General features: G+C 66.9%; 16 protein-coding genes and 1 pseudogene. 5 read left to right on the top strand and 12 right to left on the bottom strand.

What is annotated here, in order from left to right:
* Positions 1-16 precede the first annotated feature (16 nt).
* On the bottom strand, positions 17-439 hold the full coding sequence (locus tag FGL91_RS08000; protein WP_153243566.1) for a hypothetical protein: 423 nt from the start codon (positions 437-439) through the stop codon (positions 17-19).
* 262 nt (positions 440-701) lie between these two features.
* On the opposite strand from FGL91_RS08000, the gene FGL91_RS19335 reads away from it, so the two are divergent.
* The gene (locus tag FGL91_RS19335) at positions 702-986 is read left to right on the top strand and encodes a helix-turn-helix domain-containing protein (protein ID WP_197073245.1); all 285 of its coding nucleotides are present in this window, start codon (positions 702-704) and stop codon (positions 984-986) included.
* Here the strand turns inward: FGL91_RS19335 and FGL91_RS19330 are convergent.
* The 5 genes from FGL91_RS19330 to FGL91_RS07975 all read right to left on the bottom strand — a co-directional run bounded on the left by FGL91_RS19330 (position 867) and on the right by FGL91_RS07975 (position 6,676).
* Positions 867-1,529, bottom strand: coding sequence for a hypothetical protein (locus tag FGL91_RS19330; protein ID WP_045264201.1), 663 nt, complete (start codon positions 1,527-1,529; stop codon positions 867-869). The two genes, FGL91_RS19335 and FGL91_RS19330, sit on opposite strands and share 120 nt — an antisense overlap.
* Before the next feature lie 482 nt (positions 1,530-2,011).
* Complete coding sequence (locus FGL91_RS19390; RefSeq protein WP_153243565.1) at positions 2,012-2,914, bottom strand: TniQ family protein; 903 nt, start codon at positions 2,912-2,914, stop codon at positions 2,012-2,014.
* Entirely contained in the window at positions 2,911-3,939 is a 1,029-nt protein-coding gene (locus tag FGL91_RS07985; protein ID WP_045264203.1) for an ATP-binding protein, read from the bottom strand. The genes FGL91_RS19390 and FGL91_RS07985 overlap by 4 nt, the downstream gene beginning before the upstream one ends.
* Positions 3,936-5,861: a Mu transposase C-terminal domain-containing protein gene (locus FGL91_RS07980; RefSeq protein WP_227991973.1), complete on the bottom strand. Its 1,926-nt coding sequence runs from the start codon at positions 5,859-5,861 to the stop codon at positions 3,936-3,938. The genes FGL91_RS07985 and FGL91_RS07980 overlap by 4 nt, the downstream gene beginning before the upstream one ends.
* A 77-nt stretch (positions 5,862-5,938) precedes the next feature.
* Positions 5,939-6,676, bottom strand: coding sequence for a TnsA-like heteromeric transposase endonuclease subunit (locus tag FGL91_RS07975; protein ID WP_082066568.1), 738 nt, complete (start codon positions 6,674-6,676; stop codon positions 5,939-5,941).
* 451 nt (positions 6,677-7,127) lie between these two features.
* Between FGL91_RS07975 and FGL91_RS07970 the strand changes: the two genes are divergently transcribed.
* The 3 genes from FGL91_RS07970 to hrpB all read left to right on the top strand — a co-directional run bounded on the left by FGL91_RS07970 (position 7,128) and on the right by hrpB (position 12,054).
* Positions 7,128-7,556, top strand: a complete 429-nt coding sequence (locus FGL91_RS07970; RefSeq protein WP_131494527.1) for a MarR family winged helix-turn-helix transcriptional regulator — start codon at positions 7,128-7,130, stop codon at positions 7,554-7,556.
* Between the two features lie 118 nt (positions 7,557-7,674).
* Complete coding sequence (locus FGL91_RS07965) at positions 7,675-9,297, top strand: SPFH domain-containing protein (RefSeq protein WP_153243563.1); 1,623 nt, start codon at positions 7,675-7,677, stop codon at positions 9,295-9,297.
* A 201-nt stretch (positions 9,298-9,498) separates the two neighbouring features.
* Positions 9,499-12,054, top strand: a complete 2,556-nt coding sequence (hrpB, locus tag FGL91_RS07960) for an ATP-dependent helicase HrpB (protein WP_153243562.1) — start codon at positions 9,499-9,501, stop codon at positions 12,052-12,054.
* A gap of 21 nt (positions 12,055-12,075) precedes the next feature.
* On the opposite strand, the gene FGL91_RS07955 is transcribed toward hrpB, so the two are convergent.
* The 5 genes and pseudogenes from FGL91_RS07955 to FGL91_RS07935 form a co-directional block, all read right to left on the bottom strand.
* Positions 12,076-12,810, bottom strand: coding sequence for an ABC transporter permease (locus FGL91_RS07955; protein WP_153243561.1), 735 nt, complete (start codon positions 12,808-12,810; stop codon positions 12,076-12,078).
* Positions 12,807-13,592 carry an ABC transporter ATP-binding protein gene (locus FGL91_RS07950; protein ID WP_153243560.1) on the bottom strand — a complete coding sequence of 262 codons (786 nt, stop codon included), beginning with the start codon at positions 13,590-13,592 and terminating at the stop codon, positions 12,807-12,809. The genes FGL91_RS07955 and FGL91_RS07950 overlap by 4 nt, the downstream gene beginning before the upstream one ends.
* A 66-nt stretch (positions 13,593-13,658) precedes the next feature.
* Positions 13,659-14,255 (bottom strand): TetR family transcriptional regulator, encoded by a 597-nt coding sequence (locus tag FGL91_RS07945; protein WP_047521216.1) that lies wholly within the window; start codon positions 14,253-14,255, stop codon positions 13,659-13,661.
* A 42-nt stretch (positions 14,256-14,297) separates the two neighbouring features.
* A pseudogene (locus FGL91_RS07940) lies at positions 14,298-15,049 on the bottom strand (AAA family ATPase).
* A 69-nt stretch (positions 15,050-15,118) separates the two neighbouring features.
* On the bottom strand, positions 15,119-16,615 hold the full coding sequence (locus FGL91_RS07935; protein ID WP_153243559.1) for an L-serine ammonia-lyase, iron-sulfur-dependent, subunit alpha: 1,497 nt from the start codon (positions 16,613-16,615) through the stop codon (positions 15,119-15,121).
* 126 nt (positions 16,616-16,741) lie between these two features.
* On the opposite strand from FGL91_RS07935, the gene FGL91_RS07930 reads away from it, so the two are divergent.
* Entirely contained in the window at positions 16,742-17,038 is a 297-nt protein-coding gene (locus tag FGL91_RS07930; RefSeq protein WP_047521222.1) for a hypothetical protein, read from the top strand.
* A gap of 92 nt (positions 17,039-17,130) precedes the next feature.
* Here FGL91_RS07930 and FGL91_RS07925 read toward each other — a convergent pair whose 3' ends face one another.
* On the bottom strand, positions 17,131-18,861 hold the full coding sequence (locus FGL91_RS07925; RefSeq protein WP_131494384.1) for an L-aspartate oxidase: 1,731 nt from the start codon (positions 18,859-18,861) through the stop codon (positions 17,131-17,133).
* Position 18,862 lies beyond the last annotated feature (1 nt).

Raw genomic sequence — 18,862 nt, 5'->3', positions numbered from 1 at the left:
TCGGCTCGATGGGAGCCTACGTACCTTCGTTCGTTTCGTCAGCCACCTCCAGCGGTTCCGCAAGCAGGACCAGTGTGGAATGCTTCGAACCGTTACGGGCAACTAGGGACGCTCGGGACTGTTGCCGCCGTCGAGAATGCTCACGGAACGCGCGCCCTACGCGCAGAGTGCGCATCACGGCCCTGTCGAAGCTAATCATTCCTCGACGACGCCACTCGATAGCGGCGTGACCTCGAAATCCCGTGACCGCCCGTCGGCGCTCCATGAACTCGAGTTCTGGGAAAGGACCCGGCAATCCACCGGTGTCGGGCAGCAGGTGGGTGAAGAGTTCGGCGAACGTCGGACCGAGGCCCGTGCGGCGTCGAGTCTGCGCGATGAAGATGGCGGCAGCCAGCGCCCATTCCTCCGCGGTGTCATCGCCGGTGAACTCTTCGAACATGTACACCCATTCTGTAGGCGGCGGACTCGTGATGTCCTGCCACCAGATCGGGAACGCCTCACACATGACGCACACCATCACATTTCGCGGTCGCATGCACGGGCCGATCCCGCGGCGCGACCGCCAGTCACCGGGATGGGCAGCACACGTGCAGGGAGTAGCGGAGCAATCCGACGAAGATGATGATTGTTTCGTATGGCCTCCCAAATTATGCCATACCGATTAGGCCAAGCATGAGAGCTCGGATCTAGACGCTTGGAAGGTGCGCCAGCGGAACGACGACTTGGAAGCAGATTGGGATGCGTTCGCGCAGCGCTTCGCCACTTCCCTTCGCACTGCTCGCCACAAAGCCAATCTGAGCCAGGAAGACGTGGCCTACCGCGCCGGGCTGACCCGGTACACGTATCAGAAGTACGAGAAGGGCGAATCACGCCCCGGCCACCCGGCTAACCCGACGTTGCGAACTCTCCTGGCTCTCACCCAGGTGCTCGGCATCACCTTGACCGATCTGGTCCCGGGGAACGCTCCCGATCTTCGAAGTCGCTGAGCGCTGTTCAGGCCCCTGCGTGACCCACGGTGCATCGTCGGCCCAGCCGGGAACGATGCGCCGGGATACGACCCGAGATGCAGGTGCCGCACGCACAGAACGCTCCAGGATGTCCGCTCTTCTGCCGGAGCGCGTGATGTGGCGCAGGAGAACCGCTTTCTCACGGTAGGACGCTTCCGCGACCCCCTTCTCAAATGGCGTTTTCGATACCGTCGCCCCGCTCGACTTCGGCATTCGGATCGCGGTGTACATCGCGGCGCGGTGAACCGCTACGACCGTGGCTGCGGTCGATTCCAGTTCCGCCGTCCGGCTTCCACCTCCAATGCCTACGACGAGCCCGATAAGCCCTTCGACCTGCTGGGAGTCGCTCTCGGCGAGTGCAAACAAGCTGAGCGTGACGTCAGGGTGCGTTAGCGTCACGAGCAGGTCAACTGCCGGCGCATACGAGCACGAGGCTCGGAGCCAGCGCGCGTCAGGTCGCTCTTGCCAGCTGTCGATGATCAAGCGCAGGGCAAGGTCGTATTCGCCCGTGTGCATCGTCACTCCACGTCTCCAAAGGACTCCTGAAATCGACTGTTCGGCGCGATGGCACGCCGACGGGGTGGACAGGAGTTCATCTTCACCGAGGAAGTGCCATCGACGGTGGCGAATGCAAAACCCACCTCCCCTACTGAACACCTCAGTCGGGTTTCCGTCGCTGCATACCAAGCACGCGGAGCGAGCGCGATCAACAACTTCGCACGTGGCGCAGCGTCGAAGCATCCACCGAACGTGGTGGCAGCGCCGATACAGACGGAAGCGTGCGCGCTCCTTGGCGAAGTACCCGGGAGGCAGCGCACCGATTGCCTCAGTCGCAGATGTGAATCGAGCGTTGGTCGAGCTCGACCTGTTGGCACCAACCGTCCGCTCCAAATAGTGGGTGAGCGCGCTGAGATCGAGCGAGTTGGCGACGGCCAACCTAGCCAGGAAACCGGCAGGCGTCTCCCCGGGCAGCGGAATCACACGACAGGGAAGAGTTCGCATGCCTACCTCGACCTCAGTTCCACACGATGGTTCAGCACATGCGCCCTGATCGCCTTGACCCTCGGAAGCATGCGCCTGGCAGCGGGCGTAAGCACGCAGCCGCCTTGCGTCGCGACCGCGGACCTGCCGATCCAGAGTTCCCGTCCCTGAATTCTCAGGCTGTCGAAGATGCCGTCCACGGCGCGATGCCCTAGAGAGTGCGCGGCGACTACGCGATCGAACAGCATTGCCAGTGCGTACCCACCGAGACCCTGCGACATCAGAACGTTCGCGAGACGAGCGTCAGTGAGCCGCGCAGTGAGCGCGATTCGCCGCGGAAATTGAAGAATCTCGTCATCCAGAAGTTCAGCTGCGCACCCACCTTCGAGATTTCGCAGTCGCAGCAACTCCGCGGCCGCATCAACTTCGGGTGACCGATACGGCACACCTCGAAGAGTGAGAGTTCCATTCAGCAGGCGTTGCGCGAGCAGGTGCTTGTGCCTCCCCGGCAGGGGAATATCTCGGCCGCTTCCGTGCCACCTCCGGTGTCGCACGCAGACCGGACCGTGCATACGCGCGACTGTGACCTGATCGCCTCGGGCGCACCGTCTGCAGAGAGCCACAGCTGCCGGAATCATGCGACAACTCGGGCATTCGACTTGACGCGTGGCGCCACCATGTCCACAGGCGCGACCGCCGGCTTCGCGGAGCAATGCACCATCCGGAAGCCCACCCAACGCCTCGATCTTCCGGAGGGCGCTTCTCGGTGTCACCCGAATTGGGAGGGTTCGATCCTCGCGTCGCAACGCCAACCAGAGGTCCTTTTCGCCGATTGCATTTGCGGCGCAAAGCCGCGCCCAGTAGCTCGCCGCCGTTTCTCCCGGATACAGGCGAACGGAAGTCGGAAGCCCGGGACGCGAGGTCATGCCGCACTCACAGGCGTTCGCGATCGTCGCGGCTTGCTTGTGTGGAGCGTTGCGGCCGTCTGACGGCGGGCAAGATCGCGTTCAAATGCGGCCGAATCGAGCTTCTCGGTTCCGTCGTCCATCGCGCTCAGGGCAGCGAACTGCAAGAGGTCCTTGAGCAGTCCGATCTCCCCGCCCGTCAGCGCGTGCAGTGTCGGCGCCGCGGACAGAATCGATCCTGGCCGTTGCTCTGCTAGACACAGTGAGCTCTCCATGGCGAGAAGCAGATCACCCCAGCGAGCCTTCTCCGCGGTCGAGATCAAAGGAAATGGTAAGGCCACGTGCACTTCGAATCGCTTCCCGATCTGCCCACCACGTGAGCCGTCGAGAAGTCCGGTCCCCTCAACTGCGATTCCGGCGTAGACGAACGTGCCTCCACATCGCTCGGAAAGCTGCTTGAGCATGTCTGATGCCTCGACGTTCTGCCGGTACTTCAGATCGAGGTGATGCACGTCATCGACCAAGACAAGTTCGGTGGAGCATCTGCGCAGGGCGTTCGAGACCGCTTCCAGCAGGTCCCCGTAGGTCATCCTGCTGAGAACCGGGAGACCAAGGAATCGGGCGAACTCATGCATCAGAGCTTTGGCTGAGCACTGGGCGGGTACCGCGACATACACGACTGGGAGCATGCCCGGCCCCGCAGCCGGGTGGCCGGTGTCTCGCCGCCTGCGTTCGTGTGCTCTACCGATCTCGACTAGCGAAGTAGTCTTGCCCTGGCCTGGCTCCCCCGAGAGGATCAGGCCTAGCTTCCCGACTCGTCGGTAGGCGTTGAGCATGACGCGATCCCGCACGGCTCGCTGGAAGGCTTCGAACTGCGGTGTCCGCACGAAGGCGCCTGCCTGCGAGTATTGAGCTCGTCCCTGGTTGTATAACGCGCGGTCCCCGAAGCTCATGGCCCGAAGCTCCTCGGATGTGACCGGCGCCGGGCGCTCATACGCGGTGTCGACGTGCTCGCGCCAGCCTTCCTTGGTCGCGATCTCGATCATTCGTCGATCCTCCGCCGCACCTCGTCGAGCCTGTCTCCGATGAAAGGGAAGCCACCGGTGTTAGGCCATTCCTCAGTAGAGGTGGTCTCGATGGACGAATTGTCATCGTCAGCAGGTCGTTTCTCGTCCTCGATGCCCTTCACACTGGTGAAGTTCATCGGATCTTCAGCGATCGCTGCCAATCGAGCGCGCTCTCGCCCGCTTCGCTTCTGACCGTTGCTTCGAGGGGCCGGATTCCCTTGACCGGCGAACGCCTTGATCGCCATCGCAAGCTCGCGACGTTCAGCATCGAGATCCGCGACACCACCGGAGCGCGACGTGCGAGCGTACCGCCAGACATCACCCAGCATCGGGAGTTCATGGACCTGATTGGACCATCTCAGAGGGATGAACTCGCCGTCCCGCTCGAGCCAGACGACGTGCAGATTGTAGGGGTCTACGCGGATCGGCCATCGGCCGTTCCGCGCTTTGTCAGGAGACTTGCGCCTCCACAGGCCTTTGAGCCGCTCGGAGTTGTAGACGCGGTTATCGATGCGCACGCCGTAGCGGTTCAGAACTCGGTAGTCCACAGGTAGCAGCGCGATGTAGTCGTCTCGCGTCAGCGGTACGTGGAGTTCGGGCACGTAAGCGCGGAACGCGCGACACATCTCGTTCGGCGACAACTTGATGCGCGGATGCAACGGGTCCCGCAGTCCGTCATGCGGACGATTCTGCCACTCGACCGCGATCCAGTCCTCTAGGAGCTCCTGGGCCTGTGCGATCGTCAGTAGTTCGTCGGATTCCGTGTCTGTGTCGCGCCCGCGATGTTCGACGCTGCGGCCGACATATCCCTTCACATGCTGCAGCAGCATTGAGTTGATTGCCCCGAACGCTCGCTCTACGTGCGGTTTGTCCGTTGGTGTGTGCGGCGCCGAGGTGATCAGCGAGATATTCAAGGTTTCACACGCAGCGCGGAAATGCCGCGACAAATAGTTTCGTCCGCGGTCGGTGGTGATCGTGTCCGGAAACACATACGGCTGCGCGATACGCAATCGCTCAAATCGCTCCTGATCGATCAGTTGATCGTCAGCCCATGCCGTCGAAATCAGCTGTCGGGTCTCGCGAACCCCTTCCATACGCCGGCCATAGGGCACCAGGGCCCGTGCAAGGACAGCCACCAGGTCGACGCTCTTCGTCCCTTCGGGGCGGAGCATCGCGGCAAGAATCGAGCGCGTTGCGACGTCAAGGAGAATCGTCAGTTCGGGCCGGCCGACGGTTTCGTCATCGATCCGCAACATGACATCAATCCGCGTGGAGTCCATCTCGACCAGTTCGCCGGGACGCAGTGCGGTGCGAGTGCCGAATGTGCCGTCGGGTTGAAGCGCAAGCGACTCGCGAGTCTTGGCCGAACCGAAGGTGAATTGCCCGTGCTCGTCTGCTTCGAGAAGTCGGAAGAACGTCGCTCGGCTCGGCAGCTTCACCGCATCGCCGTGGAGACGTTCGACGCGCCTCATGATTTGTTCGATCGCTGTAGTTCGACTCACAGTCGAGGCGCGGCTCTTTCCTCCGAGTACGTGGTTGATGGCCTCGACGAGGCGTGGATCCCATGTGCTCTTGCGTGGGGAGCCTTTGCCTGCAGTGGTCGTCCCCTGCTCTCGGAACGCTTTAAGCCGACGCTCCACGGCGCGCGTGGAGACAGTTCTACTTAGGCGCACCTCCAGCCACTCGCGCTCTGCTTCAACAGCCTTCCCGACCCCGATCTCTTCTCGGGTCGCCTCGATACGTATGCAGGATTGCAGCCACGCATCCATGTCCGGCGTGATGTCCTGCACCTGCAGAGGAAGGTTCAGCAGACCTGAAGTGTCGCTAGGCACCGGTGTTGCATCATGTCGAAGCTCGTCGAGAGCGACTTCGACCTCACTTCCGTCCTCATCTCGGAGCATCGCCGAATCCTTCTCGATGAACAAGACCGAGAACTTGCGTTGACGCCACGTGAGCGACCCGCCAACTACAACCCGCATTACACGCTCCTTTGCCACACGATCGTTCTGATGTTGAGGGCTTGATCGAGATCTGCCTCGAGCGCCCCTGACCAGAGGTGCGCGTAGCAGTGTGCGAAGCCCTCGGATCCGACGCCGAGCAGCGCAGCTACCTCAGCCAGGGGCAGCCCATCTTCTGGGAGCATTGGCAGTTCTTCGCTGCTCGCCCAGTCTCGAAACGGGCCCAGGAATCGGAGGTTGGCCTCGCGGACTACCGATTCCGCGTCATAGACGACATACCGCCAGCCGCGCTCAGCGGCGAACACCGCTGTCATGTCGAACTGTCTTCTGACGTCGTCCTTGATCTGAGTCGCCGGCTTGACGTCCATCAGCACGGCGTGCCCGTCGTCCAGACGCACGAAGTAGTCCGGGCAGTGCTCGCGCGGGCCGTCGGGTGTGGTCCATCGGATCCACATGGGCTGGCTGGCGATCGCAACCACGCCCGGGGTGCGGTCCAATTCGATGAGGCAGCCCCGCTCCGTCAGCGACTCGAATCCGACAGACGCGCCAAGCGCACCCATCCAGTGGTAGCCGTCGTAATGACGCTTGAGCCGCCAACTGGGAAAGTTCCGAACGGGATCGCCTCGTTCGAAGGGCACGCTGTCGCAGTCGACGGCGTCGAGCTCTAGTTGCACGCCATCGAGACGGTACTCAACGCGAGCTCGCGTCCGGTTGGCTTTAGTGGTGGGAGGAACAGGCCACTGCTGAGTCAGGTCCATAGGGATCCAATCGACATCGACGGATACTTCCTATTCGGCAGTCAGCCTCTCTCCTGGGGAGCGGTACTGGCCTATGTCCTGAGCCCTGACAAAGATGCCCCGACTGGGGATCTGCTCACGGGCAGACTATGTCCGGCACCCAACGAGGCTGGTCGACACGCCGCTCTTCCGACACGTCTAGTGAGACTCCGACACTTTCGTGAGACTCTCCGACAGCCTTCGTGAGACTCCGACACTTTTCGTGAGATCGGACAGACATCCGTGCTGACTGCACGAAGATTCCGTGACCAAACCGTTGCATTCGTTATCTCGCCGTTATACAGTGATCACACGGTGAATGTTTGCTGTGGCACTCACCGCATGTGATTGCAGGACACTCTTGGTGCAAGGGACAAGGGCCGGTCGGGAGCCTCTCCGACCGGCCCTTTACTGTTCCCACTATTCTGTGAGGATGACCGACCGCAAGCTCGCCATCGAAGCCTGGGAGAGCCTGTTCCGCGCACAGCATGAGGTGTTCACCGCGATGCTGGCCGACTTTGAAGAAAACCACCTCGCACAAGCGGAGTACGACGTGCTTCTGACCGTCACCCGCTCCCCCGACATGACCGCACGGCTGCGCGACATCACCTCGAACATGCTGATCAGCCAGCCGAGCGTCTCGCGTCTGGTCGACCGGATGGTCACCCGTGGCCTCGTGGCGAAGTGCTCGGATCCCGACGACGGGCGCGGCGCCCTGATCCGCGCCACTGATGAAGGGGCCAGGGCCTTCCGGGCTCTCGCGACCGTGCACGGACGCTCGATCGCCGAGCGCATGTCGCGTCTCGACGACGATGAGCTGCGCACTCTGCGCGACCTCGCCGAGAAGCTCCGCTCCCGCTGACCTGCGCCCGTGGGCGCCGAGAACGACCTCCGCCTTTTCTGGCAGGGTGGGTTGCATACGCCTGCGCATCGGCGGGCACGTCAGACCGCCCCCTCGGGGGGAACCAGGGAGGTCATTCATGGAGATCGCCGGAATCGTCGGCATCCTCGTCATCGTCGGCATCGGCGTCGTCATCGCCGTCGTCCTGCTGCTGATCCTGTTGCTGTTCGCACGCAGCTGGATCAAGGTCGCCCGAGCCGACGAAGCCCTCGTCATCTCGGGGCGCAAGCAGAAGATCCAACGCGCAGTCATCGCCGCAGACGGCACGACCAGTTCGGAACTGGCGGAGTCGCCCGTCACCGTGATCGTGAACGGCAAATCGCTCGTCAACCCGATCACGCAGCGCCACGAGATCATCTCTCTGCGCTCCCGTCAGGTCTCCCTCAACGCCGAGGCGCAGTCGCTCGACAGTGTGACGCTGAACGTCGACGGGGTCGCGATCGTGAAGATCGGCTCCGACCCGCTCTACGTGCGCCGCGCTGCCGAGCGTTTCGCATCGCAGGACAAGGCCATCGAGCAGTTCACCACCGAACAGCTCGAAGGTGCGCTCCGTGGCATCGTCGCGACCCTGTCGGTCGTCGAGCTCATGCGCGAGCGCAAGAAGTTCTCCGATCAGATCGCCGCCGATGTCTCGCAGGAACTCGCCGAGCAGGGTCTGATCCTGGACTCGTTCCAGATCAAGGGCATCACCGACAAGGTCGGCTACATCCAGTCGCTGGGTGCCCCCGAGATCCAGGCGAAGCGTCAGGCCGCCGAGATCTCGCAGACGAACGCCGACCGCGCGATCAACCAGAAGAACATCGCGAACCAGGAAGCCAACCTGATCGAGCAGACCGCGCTCGACACCAACACCGCCAACGCCGACTCCGGCATCGGACGTGCACGTGCCGAAGCAGAGCAGGCAGAGGCCCTCGCACGCGCTCAGGCGGAGCAGGCCGTTCTGCAGCAGCAGGCCGAGAACAAGCAGGCTCAGCTCGACGCCGACGTCAAGCGCGTTGCCGACGCCCAGCGGTACGAGGCGGAGACCCGCGCTCAAGCCGAGCTCTACACCCGCGAACGCGCGGCCGAGGCCGCTGCGATCGAGCAGGTCAAGCAGGCCGAAGCCCGCACCCGTATCGCCGAGCAGCAGGCGCAGGCTGACCAGGCCCGCGCCGAGGGTGAAGCAGCCGCCGCCATCGCGAAGGCGAGCGGTGAGGCGAACGCCCTCCGTGCCCAGGCCGAAGCCGAAGCGGAAGCCCGCCGCCTGCGCGCCAGCGCCGAAGCCGATGCCATCCGCGCCGAGGGTGACGCGCGTGCCGGCGCCCTCGAGGCCGAGGCCAAGGCCATCGCCTCGAACCAGGACGCCTTCCTCTCGCAGCGCGTGCTCGACGTTCTGCCCTCGATCATGGCCGAGTTCTCGAAGGGCTACGCGGCGATCGGCAACGTGTCGATCATCGGCAGCTCCGGCGAGGACGGCGCATCGAACGTGGTCGGCGCCGACAACGCCAAGGCCCTCCGCTCGGTGTTCGACAGCGTCCACTCGGCCACCGGCCTCGATCTCGCGGGCATCATCCAGGGCCAGGCGGTCGGCCGTGGTTTCGGCGCCGGTGTCGCCGACGCCACGCCTCCGACGCCGTCCCCCGCGCGTGCGTCGACGCCCTCCACGGCGTCCCCCGCCGCGGAGCCTGCTCCCGCCGCGGAGCCTGCTCCCGCCACGGAGTAGCACCCGCGCAACACGAAGCGGATGCCGCGGCCGATCCGGTCGCGGCATCCGTTTTTCGCTTCCGGCACCCCGTTCGCCCGTTCACAATTCAGGAAGAACGAGGTGGTCGGGGCCAGCGAGAGCCGCTCGGGGTCCGCAGGGCGCGTTTCTCCTGAGTTGTGAACGGCGCCGGCCGCTGACCCGACGCGGCAGACTGGACGGATGATGCCCGCCGCCTTCGATCTCGACGCCATCGGCGCGGGGCTGTCGTTCGTGGGCGCCCTCGACGATCTCTCCGCGGCCCTCGACGCCGGTGGCTCAGTGGTCGTGACCGCACCGCCGGGCACAGGCAAGACCACGCTCGTGCCGCCTCTCGTCGCCTCGCGGTTCACCGGCCGCGTGATCGTCACCCAGCCTCGCCGCGTCGCCGCCCGTGCCGCGGCCCGACGACTCGCCCACCTCGACGGCTCGCCGCTCGGCTCGCGTGTGGGGTTCACGGTCCGCGGCGAGCGCTCCGCGGTTCCCACGACGCAGATCGAGTTCGTCACCGCCGGCGTGCTCCTGCGGCGGATGCTCGACGATCCCGGCCTCGACGGCGTGGACGCCGTGATCCTCGACGAGGTGCACGAGCGCGCGCTCGAGACCGATCTCCTGATCGGCCTGCTCTCCGAGGTGCGTGAGCTGAGGGAGGACCTCGTGCTCGTCGCCATGTCCGCCACCCTCGACGCCGAGCGGATCGCATCGGTCCTCGGCAGCGAGTCGGCCGCGGCCCCGATCGTGGACCACGATGTGCCCGCCTTCCCCCTCACGGAGCGCTGGGCCCCGAGCCCCGTACCGCGCCTCGACGAGCGTGGGGTCACCTCGGGTTTCCTGGACCACGTCACGCGCGTCACGACGTCTGCGGCCCTGACGCAGATCGCGGAGGATCCGAAGGCCGACGTCCTGGTCTTCGCACCGGGGGCCCGGGAGGTGTCGGAGATCGCCCGTCGCATCCGGGAGTCGAGCGAGACGTTCGATGTGCGGGAGTTGCACGGACGCATCCCGCCGGCCGAACAGGATGCGGTGATCCGAGGTCGTACGTCGAAAGACCGTCCGCGCATCATCGTCACGACCTCGCTCGCGGAGTCCTCGCTCACGGTCCCGGGCGTACGCCTGGTCGTGGACACCTGCTTGTCGCGGCATCCGCTGCGCGACGCCTCCCGAGGAATGACGGGTCTGGTCACGACCGCCGCATCCCGGTCGTCGTGCGTGCAACGAGCGGGACGCGCCACCCGCCAGGCTCCCGGCGCCGTGCTCCGCTGCGTCGACGAGCGGACCTACGCGGCGGCTCCCGCGCGCCCGGTACCCGAGATCGCGGTCATCGACCTCGCGGATGCGGCCCTGCTGCTCGCGTGCTGGGGATCCCCCGGTGGCGCCGGGCTGCGGATGATCGACCCGCTGCCCGCAGAGAACCTCGCCGATGCCCTCACGGTGCTCCGCGGTCTCGGCGCGATCGATGACGAGGGTCGTGCCACCGCGGAAGGTCGCGCCCTCGCCCACGTTCCGACCGATCCCCGACTCGCCCGCGCGCTCCGCGACGGCAGTCCGGCAGTCGGCAGACGCCTCGCCGCGGAGGTCGTCGCGGTGTTGGGCGGCGATCTGCGAGTCGCCGATGCCGACGTCGCACAGGCTCTCATCTCCTTGCGGGGCGGACGCACGCCGGATACCCGCCGATGGCGCGATGACGTCGATCGCCTCGAACGTCTGGCCCCGCCGGCACCACGCGCCTCTGCGGATCTCGACGGCGTCGGACTCGTGATCGCCCTGGCCTTTCCCGAGCGGATCGCCCGCCGCGTCGAGCGCACCGCGGCCGGAGCGACGTTCCTGCTCGCATCCGGGACGCGAGCAGGAGTGACGGGCCCGCTCGCGGCGGTCGAATGGCTCGCCGTCGCCGACGTCGCCCGCGCCTCCGGGCGCGCGGCAGCCGGGTCCGGAGCGGTCATCCGCGCGGCAGCGGCGCTCACGGAGTCACAGATGGAGCAGGCCGCCGACCACCTCCTGACGGACCGCGTCGAGGCCGAGTTCAGCGGAGGCCGTGTCCAGGCCCGACGCGAACGCCGGCTCGGGGCGATCCTGCGCACCTCGGTCCCGGTCCGGGCCTCCGCGCAGGAGGGGCGGGATGCTGTCCGCCGCACCCTGCGCCGCGACGGACTGGGCATGTTCGCGTGGTCCGACGGCGCGGAGGCACTGCGCCGTCGACTGGCGCTGCTGCGGCGCGAGCTCGGCGACCCCTGGCCGGATGCCTCGGACGCGGGCCTGGTCGACACCCTCGACGCCTGGCTGGCACCCGAACTCGATGCGCTGGCGTCCGGCACCCCGGTGGGACGACTCGACCTGCTGTCCGCCCTTCGCCGCCTGCTGCCGTGGCCGGAGGCGGTGCGCCTGGACGAACTCGCCCCGGAACGCCTCGAGGTGCCCAGTGGGTCCCGCGTCCGCATCACCTACCCGGAACCCGACGGCGACACGTCGGCACGGCCCGTCGTCGCGGTCAAGCTTCAGGAGTGCTTCGGGTGGGCGGAGACTCCTCGGCTGGTCGATGGGCGCGTGCCGGTGCTGTTCCACCTGCTGTCCCCCGCCGGGCGCCCGCTCGCGGTGACCGACGACCTGGCCTCGTTCTGGTCCGGTCCGTACGCACAGGTCCGCGCTGAGATGAGGGGGCGCTACCCGCGGCACCCCTGGCCCGAGGACCCGTGGGCCGCCACGCCGACCAAGCACACCAAGAACCGCGCCGCGCGTTGAGCAGCGGAACGGACCGAGACTTCAGCGTGTACGCCGCCGCAACGTGAGCGACGCGAGCACCAGGGCACCGACGGCGAACGCGACGACGATCAGCAAGGGACCGAACACGTCCCAGCCCTCGTCCCCCGCGGCCACGGCATTGATCGTGTCGATCGCGTAGCTCAGCGGCAGCCAGTCCGAGATCGCATACAGCACGTCGGGCATCTGGTCGCGGGGCATGAAGAGCCCCCCGAGGATGATCTGCGGGAACACCAGCAACGGCATGAACTGCACCGCCTGGAACTCCGTCTGCGCGAACGCACTCGCGAGCAGGCCGAGCGCGGTGCCGAGCAGTGCGTCGACCACCGCGACCAGGCCCAGCTGCCACAGCGGCCCGTCGACGTCGAGCCCGCACACCCCGACCGCGAACGACACCGTGATCACCGCCTGGACCACCGCCATCGCTCCGAACGCCAGCGCATAGCCGAGGATGAAGTCGGCCTTCTCGAGAGGCGTCGTCATCAACCGCTCGAGCGTGCCCGAACGGCGCTCCCTCAAGGTCGTGATCGAGGTGATGAGGAACATCACGATGAACGGGAACAGCGCCAGGATGGCACCGCCGACCTGGTCGAAGACACCTTCCTGGTCGCTGAACAACCAGGCGAAGAGCCCCACGAGGAGGCTCGGCGCGATGAGCATCAGGGCGATCGACCTCGGATCATGCTGCAACTGCGTGAGGACGCGGCCTGCCGTGGCGAAGATCCGGCGGCCGTTCATTCCCCGACCTCCCCGTGCATCCCGCGCGTATCTCGGCGCGACCTCCTGGTGTCGCCGAGGCCGGCCGCGCGGTCACGCTCGATCAGCGCCAGGAAGGCGGCCTCGGCGTCGGTCGTCCCGGTGTCGGCAAGGAGCGACGTCGGAGTCGTGTCGGCGATGATCCGCCCCTCCCGCATCAGCAGCAGCCGGTCGCAGCGCACGGCCTCATCCATCACATGGCTCGACACGATGAGTGTCACCCCGCGATCCGCGAGACGACGGAAGAGGGTCCACAGCTCAGCGCGCAGCACCGGATCGAGTCCCACCGTCGGCTCGTCGAGCACGACGAGCTCGGGCGCACCGATCAGCGCCACCGCGAGCGACACCCGCGTCGCCTGTCCTCCGCTCAGGGCGTCGACGAGCTGCCCCGCCTGCGGCCCGAGACCGACCTCCTCGATGACCCGATCGACGTCGCCCTTCGGGGCTTTCAGCAGCGAGGCGAAAGAGGCGAGATTCTGACGCACGCTGAGGTCGCCGTACACCGATGCACCCTGCGTGCCGTACGCGACCCGGTGCCGGAGCCCTCGCGAGCCGCCCGGCTCTCCGAGGACCCTGACGTCTCCGGAGGCGATCCTCTGCACGCCGACGATCGAGCGCATGAGAGTCGTCTTGCCGCACCCCGACGGCCCCAGCAGGCCGGTGATCTGCCCGCGCGGAATCGTGAGGTCGATCCCGTCGAAGACCTGGACGGCGCCGCGGTGCACACGCAGCTGCGAGATCTCGACAGCCGAGTTATTCATCATGTGATGAATTATGCGCCCGAGTACCGATGGCGTCAACGGGATCTGTGCGCCTGCGCCTGCGCCCCCTCAGTCGAAGAGGTAGCGCTGCACGGTCGGACCGACTCGTCCGACGAGTTCATCGACCGATGCACCGGCGAGCGCGGGGAGCCGCAGCACATAGCGGGCGATCAGCATGCCGGCGATCTGCGAGGCGACGAGCGCGGCGCGCAGATCGGCATCGTCGGTGTCCAGACTCCGAGAGACGCGGGAGAGCAGTTCGCGCGAGAGGAAACCGGCCAGCAACGGGGTCGTCAGCCGACTCCCCACGGCGGTGCGGATCAGCATGACCCCTCGCCGGCGCACCTCCGGCTGCTCGAACGCCTCGAGCACGTACCGGACGAGTCGCTCACCGACGCCGTCGCGAGATCCGGCCAGGATCCGCGGCACGTCGATGTCGGGACGCAGGGGGATGCCCACGGCCTCGGCGAAGAGGTCGGCTTTGGTCCCGAAGTAGTGATGCACGAGCGCGGAGTCGACACCGGCGCGGGCCGCGATCGAGCGGACCGTCGCCCCGTCGTAGCCTTTCTCGGCGAAGTCGTCGACCGCGGCCGCCAGAATGCGCGCCCGCGAGTCCGAGGCACCTCTCGGGCGTCCTCGCCGGCGCGGTGACTTCTGCTCGGTCATGCCCGCCAGCCTACGACTTCGCTCGCCGCGATCGACCCGGGCTCAGTCGAGCAGATGACGGAGGTAACGCGTGGGGTGGTCGAGGAACGAGCGCCAATGGTCCACGATCTCGAGGTCACCCCAGTCCGCCGGACGCACGCCCCACTCCCCGACCTCGAGGATCTTCGCGCCGGGGAGGGCCGCGAGTACCGGCGAATGCGTCGCGCAGAGCACCTGGCCCCCCTCGTCGGCGATGCGGCGGAGCACCGCGATGAGGGCGAGCGTCGAGGTGAAGGACAGGGCCGCCTCGGGCTCGTCGAGGCAGTAGAAGCCCGGCTCGTCGAACCGGCTGTCCAGCAGCGCGAGGAATGACTCCCCGTGGCTCATCTCGTGGAACGGAACGTCGCCGCTGGCCGAGGGGTTCTCTTCCAGATACGTGTAGAACGAGTGCATCGTCTCGGCGCGGAGGAAGAAGCCCCAGCGATTCGCCCCACCCCGCGCTGCAATCGAAGCCAGTCCGACAACGGCGACTCCGTCGCGCGCGTGCGGTGCCGTGCCTGCCGTGACCCGCCCTCGGGCGAGAGCCCGTACGCCAGCGCGATGCCTTCGACCAGAGTGGACTTGCCGCTGCCGTTCTCGCCCACCAGAAAGGTCACTCCGGGGTCGAGGTCGATCCCGTCGCGGAGCACCTGGGCCACGGCGGGGATGTTCGTCGGCCACTCCCCGTCGAGCGTCGGGGCATCATCGTTCGGCCGGACGGCGACCACCGGCTGCTGCCGTCGACGGCGAGAGCTCGGCTCCCAGAACGCATCCATCGTGCTCCCTCCGCGCGTGACGTCTCGTGGAGGCTATCGCCACCCGCGGACACGATCACGCTCGGGCGGTTAGCACTCGATGACGTTGACCGCGAGACCGCCCTCGCTGGTCTCCTTGTACTTCGTCGACATGTCGGCACCGGTCTGGCGCATCGTCTCGACCACGGCGTCCAGGGACACGTAATGGCTTCCGTCGCCGCGCAGAGCGAGTCGGGCCGCCGTGACCGCCGTCGACGCGGCGATCGCGTTGCGTTCGATGCACGGGATCTGCACGAGTCCGCCGATCGGGTCGCACGTGAGACCGAGGTGGTGCTCCATCGCGATCTCCGCCGCGTTCTCGATCTGACGATTCGTGCCACCCATCACGGCGGTGAGGCCGCCGGCGGCCATGGCGCACGCGGATCCGACCTCGGCCTGGCATCCTCCCTCGGCCCCGGAGATCGACGCGTTCGCCTTGAAGAGCGAGCCCAGAGCCGTCGCAGTGAGCAGGAAGCGGCGGATGCCACGGCGACGGTTCGCCTCGGCCGTCTGCTCCTCGTCGAGACCGCTGGCGCTCTCCAGCGTCCGCACATCCGACTCGAATCCCAGCAGCGCGCTGCCGACGAGTTCACCGTAGGGGGTCACCGCGTTGCCCGCTCCCAGCCCCGAATCGGCGAGGAACCGCCACCAGTACATCGCGACGGCCGGAAGGATACCGGCGGCTCCGTTCGTCGGGGCTGTCACGACCCGTCCGCCTGCCGCGTTCTCCTCGTTCACCGCGAGCGCGAAGGCGCCGAGCCACTCGCCCGGCAGCTCACGATGCCCGTCGGCCTCGACCGCCTCGAGCTGACCGCGGATCACTCCGGCCCGCCGCTTGACCTTGAGGATGCCCGGGAGGGTTCCTTCCGCGTGCAGACCGGCGTCGACACAACCCGCCATCGCATCCCAGATCGCGTCGAGTCCGGCAGCGACCTCTTCCTCGCTGCGCACGGATGCCTCGTTGAGTCGCGCGACCTCGGCGATCGACAGCCCGTTCTCGTCGCAGAGGGCGAGCAACGAGGCAGCATCCGCATACGAGTACGGGAACCCTGCGGTCGCGAGCTTCGCCTCCTCACCGTCCCTGCGGATGAATCCTCCGCCCACCGAGTAATAGGTCTCCTCGGCGACGACATCGCCCGCTGCATCCCGCGCGGTGATCGTCATGGCGTTCGGGTGCCCGGGAAGCCGGGTGCGCGGCGCGAAGACGATGTCGTCCTTCACGAACGGCACCTCGTGGGTGCCGTCGATGCGGATCACTGCATCCGCGGGGAGGTCGGCCCAGGCGGCACGGACCTCAGCCGGGTCGCACGTCTCCGGCGTGAGCCCACGGAGCCCGGCGACGACGGCGTCCGGAGTGCCGTGGCCGATCCCCGTTGCACCGAGCGAGCCGTACAGCGCGACCTCGATACGGCCGACTCGCGCCAGAGCACCGCTCGCCGTGAGGCGTCGCGCGAAATCGAGAGCCGCCCGCATCGGTCCGACCGTGTGGGAGCTCGAGGGACCCACTCCGATCGAGAAGAGGTCGAAGGCCGAGACGTACGCTGTCACCCTTCCAGGCTACGCCGGATTCACCGGTTCGGTTCACCTCGGTTAACTCGACGGGGAGTCAACCCCCTTCCGACGAGCGTGCGGTCGGGGCATCGTGGTCCGAGGACATCGCCGAAAGGGGTCACCATGACCGACACCACTCCTGAGCCGGAACCCACCGACGAGCTCTCTCCTGAAGCGCAGACTCCGACGCCCAGCCCTTCTTCGGACACGAGCCAGGCGGAGGCGACGACTCCCACCGAGGCCGAGTCGCCGGAAGACGCCGACCCGAGCGAGGTCCCGAGCACCGAGGAACTCGAAGAGCCGAGCACCGAGAAGGACCCCGGCGAGGAACCCACCGCGCCGAAGCGGGATGAGCCCGAGCCCGACCACGAGGCCGTCGGCATCGGTGTGATCGACACCGAGGAGCCGCAGGCCGGCTGATCCGTTCGCCGAGACCCCCGGTCACCGTCGAGACCCCGCCCTGCAACCGACGGTAGGGCGGGGTCTCGACGGTGGGGCGGGGTCTGGGCGGACTACTCGACGAGCTTGCCCTCGGTGTCGACCTCGCGCATGAGCTCGGCGATCTCGGGTGCGACCTCCGGGATCTCCTCGCGGGTGACGCCGGCGGTCGGCGACCACACCAGATTCACCTGCAGCGTGGGGTCGGTGTCGGGGAAGTCGCTGCGGTTGTGGCATCCGCGTGTCTCCCGACGCTCCAGCGCCGCTTCGAGGGTGGCGCGGGCGGCGAGTGCCGACGCCTTGAGGTCGAAGGCGTGGGCGAGGTCCTGGAACCCCGCGATGTCCGGGTGGATCCCGATGTCCTCCATCCGCCCTTCGATCATGTCGAGGTCGGCGAGTCCGGCGAGCAGCCCTTCTTCGGAACGCACGACCCCCGCGTACTCGGTCATGAGGTTGCGGATCGCGCGTTGCAGCGCCCGGACGTTCTCGCGCCCCTCCGCGGCGAGGAGGTCGTCGATCTCGGCACGCGCCTCGGCCACTGCCGTCGCCGAGCGGCGCTGGGCATCGAGGCCCGCCGCATGCTCCATGGCCGCCTGACCGACGATGCGTCCGTACACGAGCAGCTCGATGAGGGAATTGCCGCCGAGTCGGTTCGCGCCGTGCAGTCCGCTCGAGGCCTCACCGATCGCGTAGAGCCCGTCGACATCGGTCTGGTGGTCTTCCGGTCGCACCCAGACGCCACCCATCGAGTAGTGCGCCGTGGGGGCGATCTCGATCGGATCGGTCGTGATATCGAGCATCTGCAGTTCCATCATCGTCTGGTAGACGCGGGGGAGCCGGGTCATGATCGTCTCGCGGGGCAGGTGCGACACGTCGAGCCACACACCGCCGTTCTCCGTGCCTCGGCCTTCCTTGATCTCGGTGTAGGCCGCGAGCGCGACGCGGTCACGGGTCGACAGCTCCATCCGCTCGGGGTCGTACTTCGCCATGAACCGCTCGCCGAGGGCGTTGCGCAGGATCCCGCCCTCTCCGCGGGCCGCCTCCGAGATCAGGGTTCCCGCAGCACTCTCCGGCTCGATGATGCCGGACGGGTGGAACTGCACGAGTTCGGGGTCGCGCAGTCGGGCACCCGCATCCACCGCGAGACGGAACGAGTCGCCGGTGTTCTCATCGCGGCGGGATGAGGTGCGCCGCCAGATGCGGTTGTGGCCACCGGCCGCCAGGATCACGGCGTCCGCGTGGATCAGGTAGCGGGTGCCATCGGCCTGATCGAATCCGTAGGCACCGAACACCACGTTGTCGCGCACGAGCAAGCGGGTGATGTAGACGTGGTCGAGGATGGGCACGTCGAGCTGCTCGGCCTTGCGCACGAGCGTGCGCTGGATCTCGAGGCCCGTGTAGTCGCCGGCGAAGGCCGTGCGACGGAAGGTGTGCGCACCGAAGAACCGCTGCGAGATGCGCCCATCGTCTTCGCGGGCGAAGTCCATGCCCCAGCGCTCCAGGTCACGGATGCCGCGCTCCGCGCCCTGCGTCACGATCTCGACGGTGTGCGGATTCGCGAGCAGGTAGCTCTCCTTGATGGTGTCGGCCGCGTGCTGCTGCCAGCTGTCGTCCGCATCCATGGTCCCGAGCGCCGCGTTGATGCCTCCGGCGGCGAGGGACGTGTGCGCATCCTGCCGCGGCCGTTTGCCGACGGCGAGCACATCGACGCCGTGCTCGGCGATCTCGATCGCCGCTCGCAGCCCCGATCCGCCGGTACCGATGACGAGGACGGTGGTGGATATCTGACGTTCGCGCGTAGCCATG

The organism is Microbacterium sp. CBA3102 (genome assembly GCF_007954505.1).
In the GTDB taxonomy this organism is placed as follows: Bacteria; Actinomycetota; Actinomycetes; order Actinomycetales; family Microbacteriaceae; genus Microbacterium; species Microbacterium aurugineum.
The sequence above is the reverse complement of the archived record's forward strand: the minus strand, read 5'-3'. Positions and strand labels throughout refer to the sequence as shown.